Source organism: Cohnella abietis (genome assembly GCF_004295585.1).
Lineage (GTDB): Bacteria > Bacillota > Bacilli > Paenibacillales > Paenibacillaceae > Cohnella > Cohnella abietis.
In genome coordinates this window covers 599,818-617,818 of sequence record NZ_AP019400.1, presented here as the reverse complement: position 1 = coordinate 617,818, position 18,001 = coordinate 599,818, and the positions used below count along the sequence as shown (strand labels likewise).

The following is an 18,001-nucleotide window of genomic DNA, read 5'->3' as shown; positions in this document are numbered from 1 at the left end:
TCTTTTTTTTGATCTATATATCAGGCGCCGTAAGCGCCGAGATCACTATTAAATAGGATTACCCTATTACAGCTGTTAAAACTTAATGTAACCAATTATACATGTCGTAAAGCTTCTATAGCTCCAGCTTCATCCGTAACAAGTATATCGTCATGCCCAAACCTCATAACTGATGCGATCGCTTCGCCCTTGCTTTTCCCGCCTGCGATGCCGATGACAATACCCGCAGCTTCAATGTCCTCCAGACGCAAGCCAGCTGTTGCCATTCGATGTACGACTTTGCCGTTACGATCAAAATAGTAACCAAAGGCTTCCGCAAGTGCTCCATCTTTTACAAGCTCATCCATAGTCTCATTATTGAGCTTACGGCGTCTTGCCATAGTTGCAGCATCACCAATGCCATGTACGACAATCCTTGCACCGCGTATCATGTCGACCACTTCACTTACATTAGGGTCCTGCATGATCGTCTTATATGCTTCCTCACTTAGATGATCGGGTACGTGGAGCATACGATATCGTGCTCCTGTACGCTTAGCTAACTCCGAGGCAATTGTATTTGCCTGATAGTCAACACTTTCACCCAAGCCGCCCCTAGCAGGTACGAACCAGTTTTCCTTCAGCTGTGATGGCATTGCGAATTGCGCTGCCATGCGAGCCATCGTAGAACCACCCATTACCGCAACGACATCCCCTGGCGAAAGACTATCCCGTAGCACTCGGCTTCCAGCCATTCCGAGCTCCATTTTAATATGGTCGGAAGTGTCTGAGTCGCCTGCTACAATAATAACCTTATTTAATCCGAACGCTGCACGTACCTTTTCTTCTAAATCCGATAGCCCGAACAATTCCTTAACGATCGGCTCCATATCTTCTACAAGCTGGCGTCCGCTATCGCTAAGTGTCATACCCGCCGTTGCTGTATCTAACAGCCCTTGTGCACGTAGAACCTCAAGCTCTGTTCGTAGCACCCGCTCCGTCATATCGACGCTAGAAGCAAGCGTGCGACGACCAATTGTACCCGTCATGTATACCCGGTGCAGAATTTGGTACCTTTTTTCCATCACCTGCAGAAGATCAGGGAGTAGCTTCTTCTGAATCTCAACGATTTCCCGCATTCTCTCCGTGTATCCTCCTGAGACCGAATGGCTTTAAGCGGTAGCAAGCTCACTACTTAGTTGGACGTAAATCGTCCCGCCACCCCTTTTTAAGTCCCACCTTCATTTTAACGAATTTTCCTCATAGTTGCAAGACCTCCCGTACACGAAATTATCAAATATAAGAGCCCGTTTTCTCTTGCTTTTTAACACCGTATCACATATAATAACTCTTGCTGTACTAAACGAGCGCCCGTGGTCCAACGGATATGACGCAGCCCTCCGAAGGCTGAGATTGAGGTTCGATTCCTCACGGGCGCGCCAAATTTTATTTCTCCAACCAATAGCATACAGCACAACCGACCGTTCCATACGGTCGGTTTTTTTGATTCTCGGCCCCTTATATGCGGTTTATCACTACCTATAAGTTTCCTTCAAAAGCCTCTTTGACTTTCTTTGACTTTTACCTGCAGATTCGCTATGATTATAAAACCAAAACATGAGGAGGGACGTCAAACATGAGTTTTGTGCCTATGGTTGTCGAGCAAACCAACAGAGGAGAACGGGCGTACGACATCTATTCCCGCTTACTCAAAGATCGAATCGTATTTTTAGGTACTCAGGTGAATGACGTGGTTGCCAACTCTATCATCGCCCAGCTGCTGTTCCTAGCAGCCGAAGATCCAGAAAAAGACATCCACCTCTACATTAACAGCCCCGGCGGCTCCATCACTTCCGGTATGGCCATTTACGATACCATGCAGTTCATCAAACCAGATGTTTCTACAATCTGTGTCGGTATGGCCGCATCAATGGGAGCATTCCTGCTTGCAGCAGGCGCCAAAGGCAAGCGCTTCGCACTTCCTAATAGTGAAGTGATGATTCACCAGCCACTTGGTGGTGCAGAAGGTCAAGCCAGTGACATTGAAATTCGGGCTCGACGGATTCTGAAGCTAAGAGATAAATTGAATGGCATTCTGTCAGAACGTACAGGTCAGCCTTTGGAACGTATTGAGAAGGATACAGACCGCGACAATTTCATGGAAGCAGAAGTTGCCCAGCAGTATGGCCTCATCGACAAAGTAATCGACAAGGTCGTTTAAACTCACATCTTATTAGAGTAAACCTTAAAGAAGCCACTCGTAAGTTCACTTATGGGCGGCTTCTTTTCGTATTATTATGGTTCTTTCGGAAAAATCCCCAGAATCCTCGATCCTTAGTAGCCCTCAGTGCGTTATTTCTAGAAAAGTCCCAGAATCCTCGATCCTTAGTAGCCCTCAGTGCGTTATTCCAAGATAAGTCCCAGAATCCTCAACTTTTAGTAGCCCTCAGTGCGTTATTTCTAGAAAAGTCCCAGAATCCTCGATCCTTAGTAGCCCTCAGTGCGTTATTCCTAGAAAAGTCCCAGAATCCTCGATCCTTAGTAGCCCTCAGTGCGTTATTCCTAGAAAAGTCCCAGAATCCTCGACTCTTAGTAGCCCTCAGTGCGTTATTTCTAGGATGGCCCCCCCCTTTTGCGGTATAAGATATAAATTTCACCAAAAATTTTTGCCTCAAGAAAACTTAGCCACAAGACAACCCTGATTTAACACAACTTAATGCATGTGTCAACATAAATTCAAAACTTTGAATACCCTCTCTGCTAGGCGGACAATCCATGGTAAACTGTTTTATGAGGTTATACCAATTACCTCCAATTCTAGTTATCTCTTAGGAACTCTGGAAGAGAGGGAGGGATCTTTATGCCTGAACGGTCCTATCCGTACCTTGTGACCAATACAAATGAAGACAACGCGCCTTATCGAAACATCAATGAAGGCCACATCGACATGGTGGCTGCACGCAGATTAAGTGATAAAGCGTCATTGCTACGCCCATTGAAAGACGAACACCTTCTTGAGGTTTATAGGGAAGCCAAGAAAATGAACTTATCCGATGAATTCATTGAATTATTGGAAGAGGCACTCTCCATTCGCCAAATAAGTCATTACAAGGAAGCATAATCAAACTACTGCGCCCCTTAATCGTCACCGCCCTCCTCATAGGTTGGCGGTTTTTATTTTTCCATCCCTCACTTGCAGCTGATCTTTAATGAACACAAAGAAGAGGCGAAGGAACAAGTCCCCGCCTCTTCTCCAATCATATCGCACATAAATCAACTACTTCATTTCGTATTGCACGGTTACATTCGCGCGGATCTCAATCTGTCCCGTTTGCACGGATGTGGATGAGCCACCAAGCATATCACTCATCTGCGCCTTAGCTGCTTCCATCCCATACACAATCGGGATGTTAGAAACATCTCCCTGTACAACATTAAGTACCCCTTTTAATTTGCGGTTGGAAGAGGCTGCAAGTACATTTGCTTTTTTCGAAGCATTAGCCATTGCTTTCTTAAGCGCCTCTAGCTCATATTGGTCATTCTTCTCCGTGCCGAATTGTACACCATCCAATCGATTAGCGCCCGATGCCGTTAGAGCATCGAGTAGCTTACCGATTTCTGTAATCTTACGGTACGTCACTTGAACGGAGTGAACTGCAACATAACCCTTCAGCACACGCCCTTCCTTCTCTGTGTAATCATAGTCCGGCTGAACGCCAAAGCCTGTTGTTTTGACATCCTTCTTATCGATTGAGAACTTCTCGTATAACGTCTTCTCTACTGCAGCGAACTTATCCGCATTCGCTTGCTGGGCTTCCAAAGCCTTCGATCCCTGAGATTCAACTGCCAAGCTCAAATAAGCGACATCTGGCTCTACCTTAATTGTCCCCGTTGCTCCTACAGTGATCGTATAGGCCGCCGATGTTACCGCAGGTACAGACTGTGCTGAAACGATATCGCCACCCCCTCTAACCAATCCAACAGATCCAATTACTACAGCAGCAGCAACTACTAGCACCTTCAAATGATGTCGTCCCATTACTCTCATTTCTCCTTTTTTTCCCGTTTACCATCTAACGCATTAGACCATCCAAATGTTTCAACGGATGCTATTAAATGCAAAAAGCCCCCTTGCGGGAGCTTTGCATAATTGGTACTTATTGGTTCTCCAGCTCTTCTTTGCTTACAAGCTGCACTAAAGCGGTTACAGCTTGCTCTGCGTCGGAACCTTCCGCGCTGATCGCTACTTCCGTACCGGAGCTGATCGCTAGGCTCATAATACCCATGATGCTTTTCGCGTTTACTTTTTTCTCATCCTTCTCCACGAAGACGTCTGAGGAGAATTTATTGGCTTCCTGCACGAATAGTGCCGCCGGTCTGGCGTGAAGACCCGTTTTAAGCCGAACTACCACCGGCTGTCTCGTCATGGACCGGATACCCCCTGTCTTTATTTCGTCCCGCTAATCGGGACCCCCGTGCTATAGTTTCTTTACTATTATAACATTGATATGAACAAATACGCCATACGGATTATGCTCCGCCATTCCGGATTTTTTCTGCCCACTCATCAAGCTTCCTAAGTCGGTGGTTTACGCCCGATTTACTAACCTGTCCTTTAAGCAAATCTCCGACTTCCTTTAAGTTAATATCCGGATGCTGGAGCCTTACCTCAGCTACCTCGCGTAGCTTATCAGGCAAATTATTTAAGCCCACTTCCTTGGACAGAAGCTTGATGTTGTCTATTTGTCTAACTGCCGCACCAATCGTTTTGTTAAGATTAGCCGTCTCGCAATTGACAATCCGATTAACTGAATTACGCATATCCCGCATGATACGAACATCCTCGAATTTGAACAAGGCTTGGTGCGCCCCGATAAGACTTAGAAATTCGATGATCTTTTCGCCTTCTTTAATGTAAAGAATAAAGCCTTTCTTACGTTCGATAAATCTTGCGTTCAGATGAAACTTATTAGCAAGATCTACTAACGCCTGGCAATGCTCCTCATACATCGAAGAAATTTCCAAGTGATACGAGGAGCCTTCTGGATTGTTTACCGAACCGCCTGCTAAGAACGCCCCGCGTAAATAAGCTTTTTTACAGCATGATTTCCGGACTAAATCCTTATCTATGCTTGGATGGAAGAGAAATCCTTCTGAAACGATGGATAGATCGTTCAGAATAGCTTCCGCACCTGCAGGTACACGCACGACATACACATTGTTTTTCTTAAGCCTCATTTTCTTACGAACTAACAATTCCGTCACTACGTTAAAATGTCGCTTCAGAAGGGTGTACATCCGGCGTGAAATTGCGGCATTCTCGGTGGCGATATCCAGGACGACCCGTTTATTGGTCAACGAGATCGTGCCATTCATCCTGATCAAAGCGGATAGCTCTGCCTTTTCACAGCAGCTATCGTTTTCAATCAGTGTTAATTCCTTTTTCGTTAGCGCCGCAAATGACATGCCTTTCACCCCTTTCGCAACATCCAATCCTCAACCAGATGGTAAATATGATTACTTAATTTTGCAGCATCATGCCGTAAATAGGTTCGGAACAGCACAAGTGTATCTGCAATAACCTTGTATCCACGGCTCGTTACTTCTTCCAAATCCAAATGCACAGCAGTTGAACCCTTCTCTGCATAAAGCTCTTGTACTTGCGGAGGAATCTCTCCATCATTCACGATAACGTAATCGAATAGATGGTGGCCAATATGCGCATGAACAGCAGCTAGATGGTCGCTAACGGAATAATTGTCCGTTTCTCCCGGCTGCGTCATTACATTACACACGAATAGCTTAACCGCATTCGATTGAATGATTGCTTCCGCTAGCTTAGGTACGATCAAGTTGGGGAGTATACTCGTGTATAAGCTACCAGGCCCAATAAGAATCGCATCTGCTTCTTGAAGAGCCTGAACGGCTTCAGGAAGCGCCTCTACGTCAGCTGGCTCAAGAAATACTTTACGAATAGCCAAGCCTGATTTCGGAATCCGAGATTCCCCGACGACAATTGATCCGTCTTCCATCTCGGCCTTTAGTACAATCGCTTGATTCGCCGCCGGCAGTACGCGCCCCCGAACAGCAAATATTCGACTAAGCTCGGTTATTCCCGTTACGAAATCCCCGGTTATGTCTGTCATCGCAGCAAGTATAAGATTGCCAAGACTATGTCCAGCTAACCCCGTCCCGTTCGAGAACCTATACTTGAGAACCTCCGCTAATAAAGGCTCCGTATCCGATAGAGCAGACAACACGTTCCTGATGTCCCCAGGAGGAGGGATTTGTAGCTCTTCCCGCAAAATACCAGAGCTTCCTCCATCATCTGCAACCGTTACAATAGCCGTAATATCTAGCGGCTTCTGCTTTAATCCGCGCAGCATGACAGATAGCCCCGTACCACCACCAATGACGACAATCCGCGGTTTACGGGCGAGATTCAGCTTATCCTTCATAGCCTCACCTCAGCTCCTGCCGATCGCGATCGGAATCGCGGTGGCTCACTCGTACCAACTCAGTATCGCTTGAGCCTAGCCTACGACCTAAGTATTCCGCCAAAGCTACTGAACGATGCTTTCCTCCGGTACACCCAATTCCAATAACGACCTGGCTTTTACCTTCTTTATGATACAAGGGAATTAAATATTGCAGCATATCGAGCAATTTGGTCAGGAATGTTTGTGTTTCTGGCCATTTCATTACATAGTCATAAACCTCTGGGTCCACTCCCGTCTTAGGTCGGAGCTGCTCTACGTAATGAGGATTGGGTAGGAAACGTACATCAAAGATCAAATCAGCATCTATTGGAACTCCGTACTTAAACCCGAATGAAGTTACGTTAATGGAAATATTATTGCGATCCAGGTTTGTAAAGCGACCAATAATCTTTTCCTTTAACGCCGCGGGTTTAAGACTGCTTGTATCGATAACCTGAGTGGCCCAGCCCTTCAAATCCTCAAGCAGCTTCCGCTCCATGTGTATGCCTTCAAGAGGCAATCCATCCGGAGCTAGCGGGTGCCGACGCCGGCTTTCCTTGTAGCGCTGTACGAGAATTGCATCCGTTGCATCCAAAAATAGAATTTCGTAATGAATGGTATAATGCTCACGAATATGATTCAAGGACTCCGATAATGCCGTGAAAAATTCTCTTCCTCGCAAATCAATAACTAACGCTACTTTAGCAATGCGTCCTTGTGACTGCTCAATTAATTCAGCAAATTTAGGTATAAGTACTGGAGGTAAGTTATCGACGCAGAAAAAACCCAAGTCCTCCAAGCTCTGTACTGCAATCGTCTTTCCAGCACCCGACATTCCTGTAATAATAAGTAGCGTCGGTTTAGCCGTAATCGTATCCATGCTTATCCCCACCCTCTGTAGCTATTAACAACAGAGCGCCCGACTCGCCTGACAGAACCAGGGGAGTCGGGCGCCTGCTTCAATTATGCCCGAAGGAACAATCCCGCTGCCCCTACGACCCCTGCGTCGTTACCTAACTGGGCAGCTACGATTTCAACTCCACTTTTGGCATTACCTGGCGTCAATTTATCGAACACCTCACGGATTTGGGCAAAGAGGAATTCGCCCGCTCTGCTTACTCCGCCTCCAACTATAAACCGCTGAGGATTAACAACTACAGCTACCGCTGCCATCGATTTGCCTAGGTAGAAAGCCGCCCGACTAACGATGCGTTGTGAGACTTCATCTCCACCTTTGGCCGCATCGAACACGTCCTTAGCTGTTAAATCTCCCTCAACGAATGTTAGCGAAGTACGGTCACCCCGTTCTACTGCATCTCGCGCCATCCGAATGATACCGGTAGCCGACGATACAGTTTCCAAGCAGCCCGTCTTTCCGCATCCGCATTGAATGGCTTCAAGGTCTGCAACAATAGACAAATGGCCCAGCTCGCCAGCCATTCCTGTTGATCCTTCGATAAGTCTATTGTTTAGAATAATACCGCCGCCAACTCCCGTTCCTAGCGTATAGCATACGCAGTTAGGGATGTTTTTGCCTGCGCCACCCCAAGCTTCACCTAGTGCAGCTACATTGGCGTCATTATTGATTTTAATTGGCTTACCGATCTTTTCCTCCATAATCTGTGTAACCGGTACATTCTTAAAAGGAAGATTCGGAGAAAAATCTATAATTCCTTCCGGAATATTTAAGAATCCAGCAATACCGATTCCTACGCCTTTAACGGCATCCCATTCCGGCGTCCCAGGAGGTACGAGCTCTTTGACATAGGCCGCTATATTGGACAATACGGCGTCCGCTCCACCATCAGCTTGTGTAGGTCCTTCATACTTGCGAATGAGATCACCCGCATCATTGCACAAGCCAACCTTAATAGAGGTTCCACCCAAATCTACGCCTACGAACAACGATTCTGACATTTTTGTCGACACCTCATAAAAGATAATGTTAGTTTAAGTAAGAGACTGACTCCAGTCATGTGTTGCAGAGCCTTCCAAGAACTTCTCGCAATCCAGCGCAGCCATACAGCCGCTTCCAGCAGCGGTAATCGCTTGACGATATTTGTGATCCTGCACATCGCCGCAAGCGAATACGCCTGGGATATTTGTTTCTGTAGTGCCTGGTTTAACTGCAATATAGCCAAGCTCATCAGTATCAATCTGATTATCAAGGAACTTCGTATTCGGCGTATGTCCGATAGCTACGAACAAGCCTTGGGTTTCAATAATCTCTTCCTCACCAGTTGCGTTATTGCGCACCTTAAGTCCAGTTACGCCATTATCTCCTGCTACAACCTCGATTGGAGTTTTATTTAAGCCCCACAGGATTTTATTGTTCTCCCGTGCGCGATCCTGCATAATTTTGGACGCTCTCATTTCATCACGACGATGAACAAGTGTAACTTCAGATGCAAAGCGCGTCAAGAAGTTCGCTTCCTCCATCGCGGAATCTCCTCCACCGACGACGATGATTTTTTTACCACGGAAGAAAAATCCATCACACGTCGCGCAAGTACTTACGCCACGACCGATATTATCCTTTTCACCCGGAATGCCGATATATTTCGCCGAAGCGCCTGTGGAAATAATGAGGGTTTCAGCCTGTAAGGTTTCTCCACCTTCAAGGGAAAGCGTGAATGGTCTCTTGGACATGTCCACTTTGTTGATCCAGCCGGTGCGAAACTCTGCACCGAAACGCTCAGCCTGCTTGCGCATGTTCGTCATTAAGTCTGGGCCCATAATTCCCTCCGGAAATCCCGGAAAATTCTCAACCTCTGTCGTAGTTGTCAATTGACCACCCGGTTCAGGTCCTTCAATAACGAGGGGAGACAAATTCGCTCTAGCCAGATAGATAGCCGCTGTTAATCCCGCTGGCCCTGTACCAATAACAATTGTCTTATGCATAATTCTTCCTCCTATAAAGCTCATCTGTATTATTTAAAAGATGGTGTCGTTAGATCAAGCTTCTCCCGTATGCCGCAAGCTTCATCAATTCGATTAGCATATCGACTTATACTTGCTTGGGAAACGCCGTAACGATTAACCAAATCTGCATAAGTAACCGTTCTGCGGTGCATCTTGGCTGTCCAATACTCCAAGGCCGCCGCCCAACCAGTAGGCTTATGAAGCTTCGGCACCTCTGGGTACACTCGGGATAAGTAATCCACCCACAATGTCATCATATCATGCTGTTGAACGACGTCATACTTACCAGACATACCCTCTAGAGCATGCTCTAGCACAGTTTGCCAGGCACTGTCCCACACGGGAAGCTTGGCAGATTTCCGTCTCGCTTCTAAGGTAAGCGTCCGTCCGCTGAACGTAACGGTTAACGAGTCCTGCACACCGATAGAACGAAGCACAAGAACGGATACGCGCTTTAATTCATCATCCTCATCCGCATCTATCAAGAAAGCCTTCAGAGCTTCAATAACTTCTTCATCAGCAACGAGTCCCAATGCTTGAATGACCTGTACCTTCGTATGACGATCTCCGTGACGCAGTGCCCAGAAGAAGGACGAACGAATAAGCGGGTCACGCTTAAGAGCTTCCGTTACTTGTCCCGGACTATACTCCCATTGGCGAAATTGCTCCTCGAAGGGAAGATGGTAATGATAGTGGGTTGGTGGACTTTCCTCGCCTGATCTTACCTTCCCTAACCTCTTCAAGTAGAAAGAAGGTACTGGCGATTCGGAATCCAGCTTCTCAGCCTGCTTCCAATGCTTCTCAGCATCATCGTAACGCTGTAAATTCACAGCGGCCACAGCTGCGAAATGGTGGAGGCTAGGTTCTCCTACAAGCTCTCCCGTCCTCAGAAGGCGAAGAAAGTGATTGTAGGCTTCACGGTGCTCTCCAATAATGCCTAACGTTGTCGCCATCTTCAGAACATGCTCGGGATGGAAAGGTACTGTTTTATTTAGCTTTTCAATTAACGCCTGCAACGGACCATCCTGATTGGAATGCTGATAAAAGATCGCCAAATTACAAAGCGCATGAAGATTTCCCGGCTCTGCATCAAGCACCTCGGTAATAGTAGCCACCGATTTCTCGAACAATCCCATATAGTAGTAGGCCAGCCCCAGGTTATTCCTGGCCGCCAGAAAATCAGGCTCGCGTCCAATAATTTCTTCAAGCATCTTGACTGCTTCGGCAAATCGACCTGCTTCTAGCAATTCGCGCGCTTTGTCGTGTGCGTATATATTTTCCTTAGCCTTAATCGTTACTAACTTTGTCGGTCGATTAAGCTCATAGTTAAATAAATCGAGTAATTCGTCGGATTCATCGAGAAATTGTCCATCCAAATCATTTTCTAAATAGTGGACAAGAGACTTCTCCGCTTCTTCATATAATTCCATGTTGGCATAGTTGTTAGCCAAATAGTAGTAACATTCCGTCATCGCTGGATCAATCTGGTCCAACACTGAACGCAAAATGACATTCGATTCCTCATATCTTCCCATTTCAGAAAGAATGCCAGCCATATTACAGTGATTAACCGGATTTTCTGGTTCGTACTCCACCGCTCGGCGAAAATATTTGAGTGCCTTGTCGTAATGGTATCGATCCAGCGACTGTACGGCTCGTTCAAAGAAGAAGGTAGCGTCCAGACGCATCGGGATCACTTTGGGACGCAGGTTTTTGGCCATACGTTTCCGCTGACTCATCGGCAAGGCACCTCCTAGGTGTACATTAACTTCATCAACCCCGATTATAACACAGCAGGAACAATCCATAAAATAAAAACACCCAAACCCCTGAATCTGGGAAGGGACGAGGGTATCCACAAGCGGCAGAATCATCACTTTTATATATTAAAGGACCACTATCAAATGCTTGTAGGCATTGGTAGTGGTCCTTATGAGAATAGCTAATCTTACACTCCAGCGTTCTTAAAGAGTGTGCTGATCGAGCCGCCCTCCATGATAATGCGTGTTGCTTCCGCTAGCATCGGAGCAACGGTAATGACTTTAAACCTTGTGGAGCGATCTTCCGGTAATAGGATGGAGTCGGTAACGACAACTTCCTTAATATTCTTATGATCGAGCCGCTGAAGTGCAGGTCCAGAGAACAGCGGGTGAGTAGCGCATACGTACACGTCCTCCGCGCCACGCTCCTTCAAGCCTTCCACAACATTTACGATCGTCGTCCCCGTATCGATCATGTCTTCGATAATAATCGGCGTACAGCCTTGGACATCTCCGATGACATGGGTAATGACGGATTCGTTATGCGCTGGACGCTTCTTGATCATAATGGCAAAAGCGCAATCCAGTTGGTTCGCAAGCTTCTCTGCTGTAGAAGCCCGTCCCGCATCAGGTGAAACGACAACAGGATTACGAATATCCTTGGACTTCAGATAATCGCTAATCAGATCCAATGCAGTAAGATGATCAACTGGAATATTAAAGAATCCTTGAATTGCTGGGGCATGCAAATCGATGGTAACGATACGATTTGCTCCAACTGTAGTTAAGACGTCCGCTACCATCTTCGCAGAAATCGGTTCCCGCGGCGCGGCTTTCCGTTCTTGTCGTGCATATCCGTAGTAAGGAAGCACCACGTTGATCGTACGGGCGGATGCCCTCTTCGCAGCGTCAATCATGACCAGCAATTCAACGAAATAGTCATTGATTGGATGAGATAAAGACTGGACGATGAAGACATCGCAGTTGCGAATCGTCTCCTCGTAATGAACGTACACTTCGCCACTCTTGAAACGGGAAAGCTTAATTTTCCCTAGCGGCATTCCGAGATGCTCGGCAATCTTGCCTGCGAGTAGCGGATTGGATGATCCGGAAAAGATACGAAGCTTGCTGCTGCTGCTGTACATGTGCCCCTCCAAATTCGGTGCTCAACATAAATTTGTCGAAAACCGTCAGTCAACCTTATTATACATGAGATTGTCTATATTTCAAAAAGGTTTCAACACCCGTTTACGCCGCTCAAACGTAGCTAATTGCGTATATCCGACGTTTTTCAACATGGTTTGCGCGTCTAGGCCTTTTTGTCCAATTTTATCAGGATGGTGAGCATCTGAGCCGTATGTCACCGGAATATCATAAAATTTGGCTCGTTCAAGTATTCTTTGGGAAGGATACATTTCCTTGCAAGGGGCATGAATGCCTGCTGCATTCAATTCGAAAGCAAGTCCGTGCTTCTTAACTGCCTGAAGAGCAGCATCCTCGAGTGGAGAAGCATCCACCTCCGGACGGAATCCGAAGCGTTTAATCGCATCTATATGTCCAATATAATCGTATAATCCTGTTGCGGCAGCTTTCTGTATGGCATCGAAATACTGCTCATATACACCAATAACACTTCGGTCTTCCCAGTGGTGGACCTGACGGAAATCCGTAACATCCCACGTCCCGAGAAAATGAACCGAACCAATGACATAGTCCCATGGATATCCGTTAACGATAGCAGCAATCTGTTCCTCGTAGCCTTCTATAAAGTCTCCCTCAAGTCCGACACGAACGGAGATTTGGTCTTTATATTTTTCCTGCAGGCTAAGGCATTCCTCCACGTAACGCGGAAGCTCCTCCATCGACATTGCTGTATCTGGATTCTCCTCCGGGCTTACATGCAGTAGAGGCATGTGATCGGACAGGCCTATTTGCTCCAGACCTTTGTCAATCGCGCTTAAAATATACTCCTCTAGCGTTCCAACCGCATGACCACAACGGTAGTTATGGGTATGATAGTCGATTGGGATGGCAGTCATAGACGTCACCTAATCCTTCTTAACCGGTTTACGATTCCGGAATTCAAGCTCCTGAAGCACACCATCGAATGGAACACCTTGCTCACGCAACAATACCATGAGGTGGAAAATAAGATCTGCTGCTTCGCAGCGTAGCTCTTCCTGATCACGATTTTTCGCTGCAATAATAACTTCTGCGGTTTCCTCCCCGACTTTCTTGAGGATTTTATCCACGCCTTTTTCGAACAAGTAAGTCGTATACGCGCCTTCTGTACGCTCAGCATCTCTCTGCGCGATAGTCGCTTCCAGACGGCTTAATGGACCGTACCGGTCTTCGACTGCTGGGGATGGCGAAGAAATAGCAGCGTCCCCACTAACCTCAGCATCGCGGTAGAAGCAGCTGTATGCACCTGTGTGACAAGCAGGACCCTTCTGTTGCACTTTTACTAGCAGAGTGTCCCCATCACAATCGTAATGCAGGGAAACGATTTGCTGCGTATTGCCGCTCGTTGCGCCTTTATTCCACAGCTCGCCCCGTGAGCGACTCCAAAACCACGTTTGTCCGCTCTCCAGAGACTTCTGTAGCGACTCCTTATTCATGTAAGCAAGCATAAGCACTTCTTTGCTATGAGCGTCCTGCACCACCGCAGGAACTAACCCATCAGCACTCCAAGCCACTTGCTCTAGCAATTGTGCAGCTGTCGTCTGTGTCATCTTACGTTCACTCCTTTACTGCGCAGCGTATTTTTAACCTCTTGCACCGATACTTCTTTGTAGTGGAATATACTTGCAGCAAGCGCAGCATCCGCTTGCCCTTCTGCGAACACGTCAGAGAAATGCTGTGTGTTACCCGCTCCACCGGAGGCAATAACCGGTATACTTACGCTGCTAGATACTGCTTTCGTTAACGCGATATCAAAGCCGTCCTTCGTGCCGTCAGCATCCATGCTAGTCAGCAGCAGCTCTCCTGCTCCCCGGCGCTCCGCTTCCTGCGCCCACGCTAAAGCACGAATTCCCGTTGCATTGCGTCCACCATGGGTGAACACTTCCCATTCTCCCCACTCCGCATTAAACTTCGCGTCGATAGCCACGACGATGCATTGCGCACCGAATGTTCGCGAGCCATCAGTGATGAGGTCAGGATTACGCAACGCGGCCGTGTTAATACCTATCTTGTCGGCACCTGCCCGAAGCAATCGCTTCATGTCCTCAACTGCGGAAATACCACCACCCACCGTAAACGGGATGGAGATCTCCCCAGCAGTTCGGCGAACAACATCAATCATTGTTGCTCTACCTTCTACCGATGCAGAAATATCGAGAAATACAAGCTCGTCCGCGCCTTCTTTATCATAGATAGCTGCAAGCTCCACCGGATCTCCAGCATCACGTAAATTTACGAAGTTAACGCCCTTCACAACTCGACCATCCTTCACGTCGAGGCATGGAATAATTCGCTTTGTTAGCATAAGGGTTTCCCCCTTTCTTCTTCGATCGAATTCACGGCTTTCTGTTTCCTCAAGAGCTTAAGCGAACTTGCGTACCGCTTCAGCAAGGCTGATGCTTCCCGTATATAACGCCTTACCCACAATCGCCCCGCCAATGCCTTCTTCCACATGAACGGCTAGATTGTCCAAGTCCTGAGGCTTACTAACTCCGCCGGAAGCAATAACCGTGCGACCGGAAACCTTAGCTAGGGACAGAATAGCTTCAACGTTAGGTCCACCCATCATTCCATCACGGGAAATATCGGTGAAAATAAATGTCTCTGCACCTTCTGCAGCCAGCTCAACTGCTAGATCCTCTGCTTTCACTGCAGAGGTTTCTAACCAGCCTCTTGTCGCTACTAAACCGTCCCGTGCATCTAGCCCGATTGCAATTGCTTTGCCGTATTTGTTAAGCACACGTGAAACGAATGCCCGATCTTCAATGGCTGCTGTTCCTAGAATAACCCGGGAAACTCCCAAACCAAGCAAGCGTTCAATATCCTCATCCTTACGCAAGCCGCCGCCAACTTGAACCGGTACATTTACTGCCTTAGCAATTCGCCCGATCAGCTCGTCATTAACGGGATGACCCGCTTTAGCACCATCAAGATCCACGAGGTGAATCCACTGTCCGCCTTGCTCTTCCCAATCCCGTGCTGCAGCAACGGGGTCTTCGTTGTATATTGTTTCTTGGCTATAATCGCCTTGAATCAAGCGGACACATTTGCCTCCGCGAATATCGATAGCAGGATAGATAACAAACTTGGACATTCTCGTAAAACCTCCGTTGTATAAATGCATATTTGCCCACCAGCGGGAAGCCAGTAGTCCATTTCCCAATCCGTTTTTAGCGCTCTTCTACGAGCTTCACAAACTTCTCAAGCAATACTCGACCTAGCTCACCGCTTTTTTCCGGATGAAATTGCATACCGAATAAAGAACCTCTGCCAACAATAGCCGTCACTGGCTGATGATAATCCGTAACAGCTAGTAAATCCGTTTGCTGCTCTGGAAGCACGTGATAGGAATGAACAAAATAAACGTGTCCTGGCTCAACACCTGAGAACAAAGGACTGGTCTGTAGGAACGAAAGCTCATTCCAGCCCATATGAGGAACCTTATAGTCGCCTTGAAAACGAACAACGCGACCTGGCAATAAATCTAAGCCTTGGTGTACTCCATGCTCTTCGCTTTCTGTGAACAATAGCTGCATGCCCAAGCAAATGCCAAGCAACGGTTTGCCTGAAGCTGCATAGGCGTTCACTGTGTCCACGAGACCCGTTTCCCTGAGATTAGCCATGGCATCGCCGAATGCACCAACCCCGGGTAAAATCGCACCGTCCGCAGCAAGAATTTGCTCCGGATCGGATGTTACGAGCACCTCGCAGCCGAGTCGCTCTACGGCTTTGCTGACGCTATGCAGGTTCCCCATACCGTAGTCGATTATTGCAATCACTTACAGCACTCCCTTGGTAGAAGGTACACCCTTCACGCGAGGATCGATCGAAGTCGCTTCGTCGAGAGCACGACCAAACGCTTTGAAAATAGCTTCAATCATATGGTGAGTGTTGCGTCCATAATGAACAATAACGTGAAGCGTAACACGAGCCTCTAGCGCGAATTTCCATAAAAATTCGTGCACTAGCTCAGCGGAGAAGCTTCCAACTGTTGCAGAAGGAAATTCAGCGCGCAGCTCGAAGTGTGGACGATTACTTACATCAATAATGACTTGTGCAAGTGCTTCATCCATAGGAACGAATACGCTGGCATATCTCTTGATGCCTTTCTTGTCACCGATTGCTTCGCGCAGAACCTGACCTAAGCAAATGCCGATATCTTCTACCGTATGGTGATCATCAATATCCACGTCACCGCGAGCTTCAACCTTCAAATCAAACTGGCCATGCTTAGCGAACAAATCCAGCATATGGTTCAAGAACGGAACATCCGTCTCAAGGGATACTTCGCCAGAGCCGTCTACTCCAAGGGACAATTGAATGTCCGTCTCATTCGTCTTCCGGGATACTTCGGCACTGCGGACTACTTTCACTTGATCATCACTCATTCTGTTCCCCTACCTTCGAATCGAATTTCCACCGCGCGGGCGTGAGCTTCTAGCCCCTCATGGCGGGCAAGCGTTGCGATGCTAGCTGCATCTCTTGATAATGCCTTCTTACTATATCGGATCAAGCTGGATTTCTTCAGAAAATCATCTACATTAAGCGGAGAAGAAAACCGAGCAGTCCCATTCGTCGGCAAAATATGATTCGGGCCTGCGAAATAGTCTCCTACTGTCTCAGCGCTGTAAGATCCGAGGAAGATAGCACCTGCTGTCTCTATCCGGCCAAGCAAATCCAACGGATCCTCCGTCATCACTTCCAGATGCTCCGGTGCAAGCTTATTCACGACATCCAGTCCTTCGTTCAGGCTGTCCACGATCAAGATCGCCCCGTATTGCTCCAGCGAGCGCCGAGCAATGTCCACCCGCGGCAGAGTTGCCACCTGCCGCTCAAGCTCTGCTGCGACCGCAGCAGCAAGCTCCTGCGACGGTGTCACCAGCACCGCCGAAGCCATCTCGTCGTGCTCCGCTTGCGACAGCATATCCGCGGCAACGAACCGCGGATCCGCGCTGTCATCCGCCAGCACGACAATCTCGCTCGGGCCCGCGATGCTGTCGATGTCGACCGCGCCGAATACGGCGCGTTTCGCCAGCGCCACATAGATGTTGCCGGGCCCGCAAATCTTATCGACGGCGGGAATACTCGCCGTCCCATAGGCCAGCGCCGCTACCGCCTGCGCCCCTCCGACCCGGTACATCTCAGTAACGCCCGCTTCCGCGGCCGCCACCAGAATGTACGGGTCGATGCCCTCACTCCCCCCAGTTGATGGGGGAGTAACAAGAACAATTTCCGGCACGCCGGCCACCTTGGCCGGAAGCACGTTCATTAGCACCGACGACGGATACGCCGCTTTGCCACCTGGTACATACAACCCGACCCGCTTTAGCGGTCGAAGCACCATGCCTAGCATCGTGCCATCCTCCGCCACGTCGATCCAAGTTCCACGCTTCTGCTTCTCGTGGAAAGCCGTAATATTCGCCGCAGCTTGACGGAGCGCATCCAGGAAATCCGGCTCAACTAATGCATAAGCGCCTTGGATTTCCTCTTCCGTAACGCGCAATTGTTCCGGTGTCAGCGTTACTTTATCGAATGCAGCCGTATAACGTAGCAAAGCATCATCGCCCTCTTGGCGAATCGCTTCAACGATTTCCTTTACCGCCGCATTCTGCTCTGGAGAACCATACTCGCTTTCCCGCTCCAGCCGAAAATCAGCCGCTTTTCCTATATACATCCCAA

At 47.9% G+C, this 18,001-nt stretch carries 19 protein-coding genes and 1 tRNA gene; 3 read left to right on the top strand and 17 right to left on the bottom strand.

Annotation, left to right across the window (positions count from 1 at the left end; translation table 11 throughout):
• Positions 1-95: 95 nt before the first annotated feature.
• Positions 96-1,118 carry a sugar-binding transcriptional regulator gene (locus tag KCTCHS21_RS02655; protein WP_130604994.1) on the bottom strand — a complete coding sequence of 341 codons (1,023 nt, stop codon included), beginning with the start codon at positions 1,116-1,118 and terminating at the stop codon, positions 96-98.
• Positions 1,119-1,346: 228 nt separating this feature from the next.
• Here KCTCHS21_RS02655 and KCTCHS21_RS02650 point away from each other — a divergent pair.
• From KCTCHS21_RS02650 to sda, 3 genes are all read left to right on the top strand, one after another.
• Positions 1,347-1,421 (top strand) — tRNA-Arg (locus tag KCTCHS21_RS02650).
• 194 nt (positions 1,422-1,615) lie between these two features.
• Positions 1,616-2,200: an ATP-dependent Clp endopeptidase proteolytic subunit ClpP gene (gene clpP, locus KCTCHS21_RS02645; protein WP_130604993.1), complete on the top strand. Its 585-nt coding sequence runs from the start codon at positions 1,616-1,618 to the stop codon at positions 2,198-2,200.
• Positions 2,201-2,839: 639 nt separating this feature from the next.
• A complete protein-coding gene (sda, locus tag KCTCHS21_RS02640) occupies positions 2,840-3,100 on the top strand; it encodes a sporulation histidine kinase inhibitor Sda (protein WP_232058050.1) in 261 nt (86 codons plus the stop codon).
• Positions 3,101-3,256: 156 nt separating this feature from the next.
• Here sda and KCTCHS21_RS02635 read toward each other — a convergent pair whose 3' ends face one another.
• The 16 genes from KCTCHS21_RS02635 to hisD form a co-directional block, all read right to left on the bottom strand.
• Positions 3,257-4,018 (bottom strand): SIMPL domain-containing protein, encoded by a 762-nt coding sequence (locus KCTCHS21_RS02635; RefSeq protein ID WP_157993924.1) that lies wholly within the window; start codon positions 4,016-4,018, stop codon positions 3,257-3,259.
• 118 nt (positions 4,019-4,136) lie between these two features.
• Positions 4,137-4,406: an HPr family phosphocarrier protein gene (locus KCTCHS21_RS02630; RefSeq protein WP_094042918.1), complete on the bottom strand. Its 270-nt coding sequence runs from the start codon at positions 4,404-4,406 to the stop codon at positions 4,137-4,139.
• A 103-nt stretch (positions 4,407-4,509) separates the two neighbouring features.
• Positions 4,510-5,445 carry a DNA-binding protein WhiA gene (gene whiA, locus KCTCHS21_RS02625; RefSeq protein ID WP_130604991.1) on the bottom strand — a complete coding sequence of 312 codons (936 nt, stop codon included), beginning with the start codon at positions 5,443-5,445 and terminating at the stop codon, positions 4,510-4,512.
• 5 nt (positions 5,446-5,450) lie between these two features.
• Positions 5,451-6,437: a gluconeogenesis factor YvcK family protein gene (locus KCTCHS21_RS02620; RefSeq protein WP_130604990.1), complete on the bottom strand. Its 987-nt coding sequence runs from the start codon at positions 6,435-6,437 to the stop codon at positions 5,451-5,453.
• A gap of 4 nt (positions 6,438-6,441) precedes the next feature.
• Entirely contained in the window at positions 6,442-7,338 is an 897-nt protein-coding gene (gene rapZ / locus KCTCHS21_RS02615) for an RNase adapter RapZ (RefSeq protein ID WP_130604989.1), read from the bottom strand.
• An 83-nt stretch (positions 7,339-7,421) separates the two neighbouring features.
• A complete protein-coding gene (locus tag KCTCHS21_RS02610) occupies positions 7,422-8,375 on the bottom strand; it encodes an ROK family glucokinase (protein ID WP_130604988.1) in 954 nt (317 codons plus the stop codon).
• 33 nt (positions 8,376-8,408) lie between these two features.
• Positions 8,409-9,359: a thioredoxin-disulfide reductase gene (gene trxB, locus KCTCHS21_RS02605; protein ID WP_130604987.1), complete on the bottom strand. Its 951-nt coding sequence runs from the start codon at positions 9,357-9,359 to the stop codon at positions 8,409-8,411.
• 29 nt (positions 9,360-9,388) lie between these two features.
• The gene (locus KCTCHS21_RS02600) at positions 9,389-11,119 is read right to left on the bottom strand and encodes a tetratricopeptide repeat protein (protein WP_130604986.1); all 1,731 of its coding nucleotides are present in this window, start codon (positions 11,117-11,119) and stop codon (positions 9,389-9,391) included.
• 209 nt (positions 11,120-11,328) lie between these two features.
• Positions 11,329-12,285: a ribose-phosphate diphosphokinase gene (locus tag KCTCHS21_RS02595; protein ID WP_130604985.1), complete on the bottom strand. Its 957-nt coding sequence runs from the start codon at positions 12,283-12,285 to the stop codon at positions 11,329-11,331.
• A gap of 81 nt (positions 12,286-12,366) precedes the next feature.
• A complete protein-coding gene (gene hisJ / locus KCTCHS21_RS02590; protein WP_130616313.1) occupies positions 12,367-13,170 on the bottom strand; it encodes a histidinol-phosphatase HisJ in 804 nt (267 codons plus the stop codon).
• A gap of 18 nt (positions 13,171-13,188) precedes the next feature.
• Positions 13,189-13,872: a bifunctional phosphoribosyl-AMP cyclohydrolase/phosphoribosyl-ATP diphosphatase HisIE gene (gene hisIE, locus KCTCHS21_RS02585; protein WP_130604984.1), complete on the bottom strand. Its 684-nt coding sequence runs from the start codon at positions 13,870-13,872 to the stop codon at positions 13,189-13,191.
• Positions 13,869-14,627, bottom strand: a complete 759-nt coding sequence (hisF, locus tag KCTCHS21_RS02580; protein WP_130604983.1) for an imidazole glycerol phosphate synthase subunit HisF — start codon at positions 14,625-14,627, stop codon at positions 13,869-13,871. Before hisF ends, hisIE begins: the two co-directional genes overlap by 4 nt.
• A gap of 57 nt (positions 14,628-14,684) precedes the next feature.
• Complete coding sequence (gene hisA, locus KCTCHS21_RS02575; protein ID WP_130604982.1) at positions 14,685-15,416, bottom strand: 1-(5-phosphoribosyl)-5-[(5-phosphoribosylamino)methylideneamino]imidazole-4-carboxamide isomerase; 732 nt, start codon at positions 15,414-15,416, stop codon at positions 14,685-14,687.
• Positions 15,417-15,492: 76 nt separating this feature from the next.
• The gene (gene hisH / locus KCTCHS21_RS02570) at positions 15,493-16,101 is read right to left on the bottom strand and encodes an imidazole glycerol phosphate synthase subunit HisH (RefSeq protein WP_130604981.1); all 609 of its coding nucleotides are present in this window, start codon (positions 16,099-16,101) and stop codon (positions 15,493-15,495) included.
• Positions 16,102-16,710, bottom strand: coding sequence for an imidazoleglycerol-phosphate dehydratase HisB (hisB, locus tag KCTCHS21_RS02565; RefSeq protein WP_130604980.1), 609 nt, complete (start codon positions 16,708-16,710; stop codon positions 16,102-16,104).
• Entirely contained in the window at positions 16,707-17,996 is a 1,290-nt protein-coding gene (gene hisD, locus KCTCHS21_RS02560) for a histidinol dehydrogenase (RefSeq protein WP_130604979.1), read from the bottom strand. The genes hisB and hisD overlap by 4 nt, the downstream gene beginning before the upstream one ends.
• Positions 17,997-18,001 lie beyond the last annotated feature (5 nt).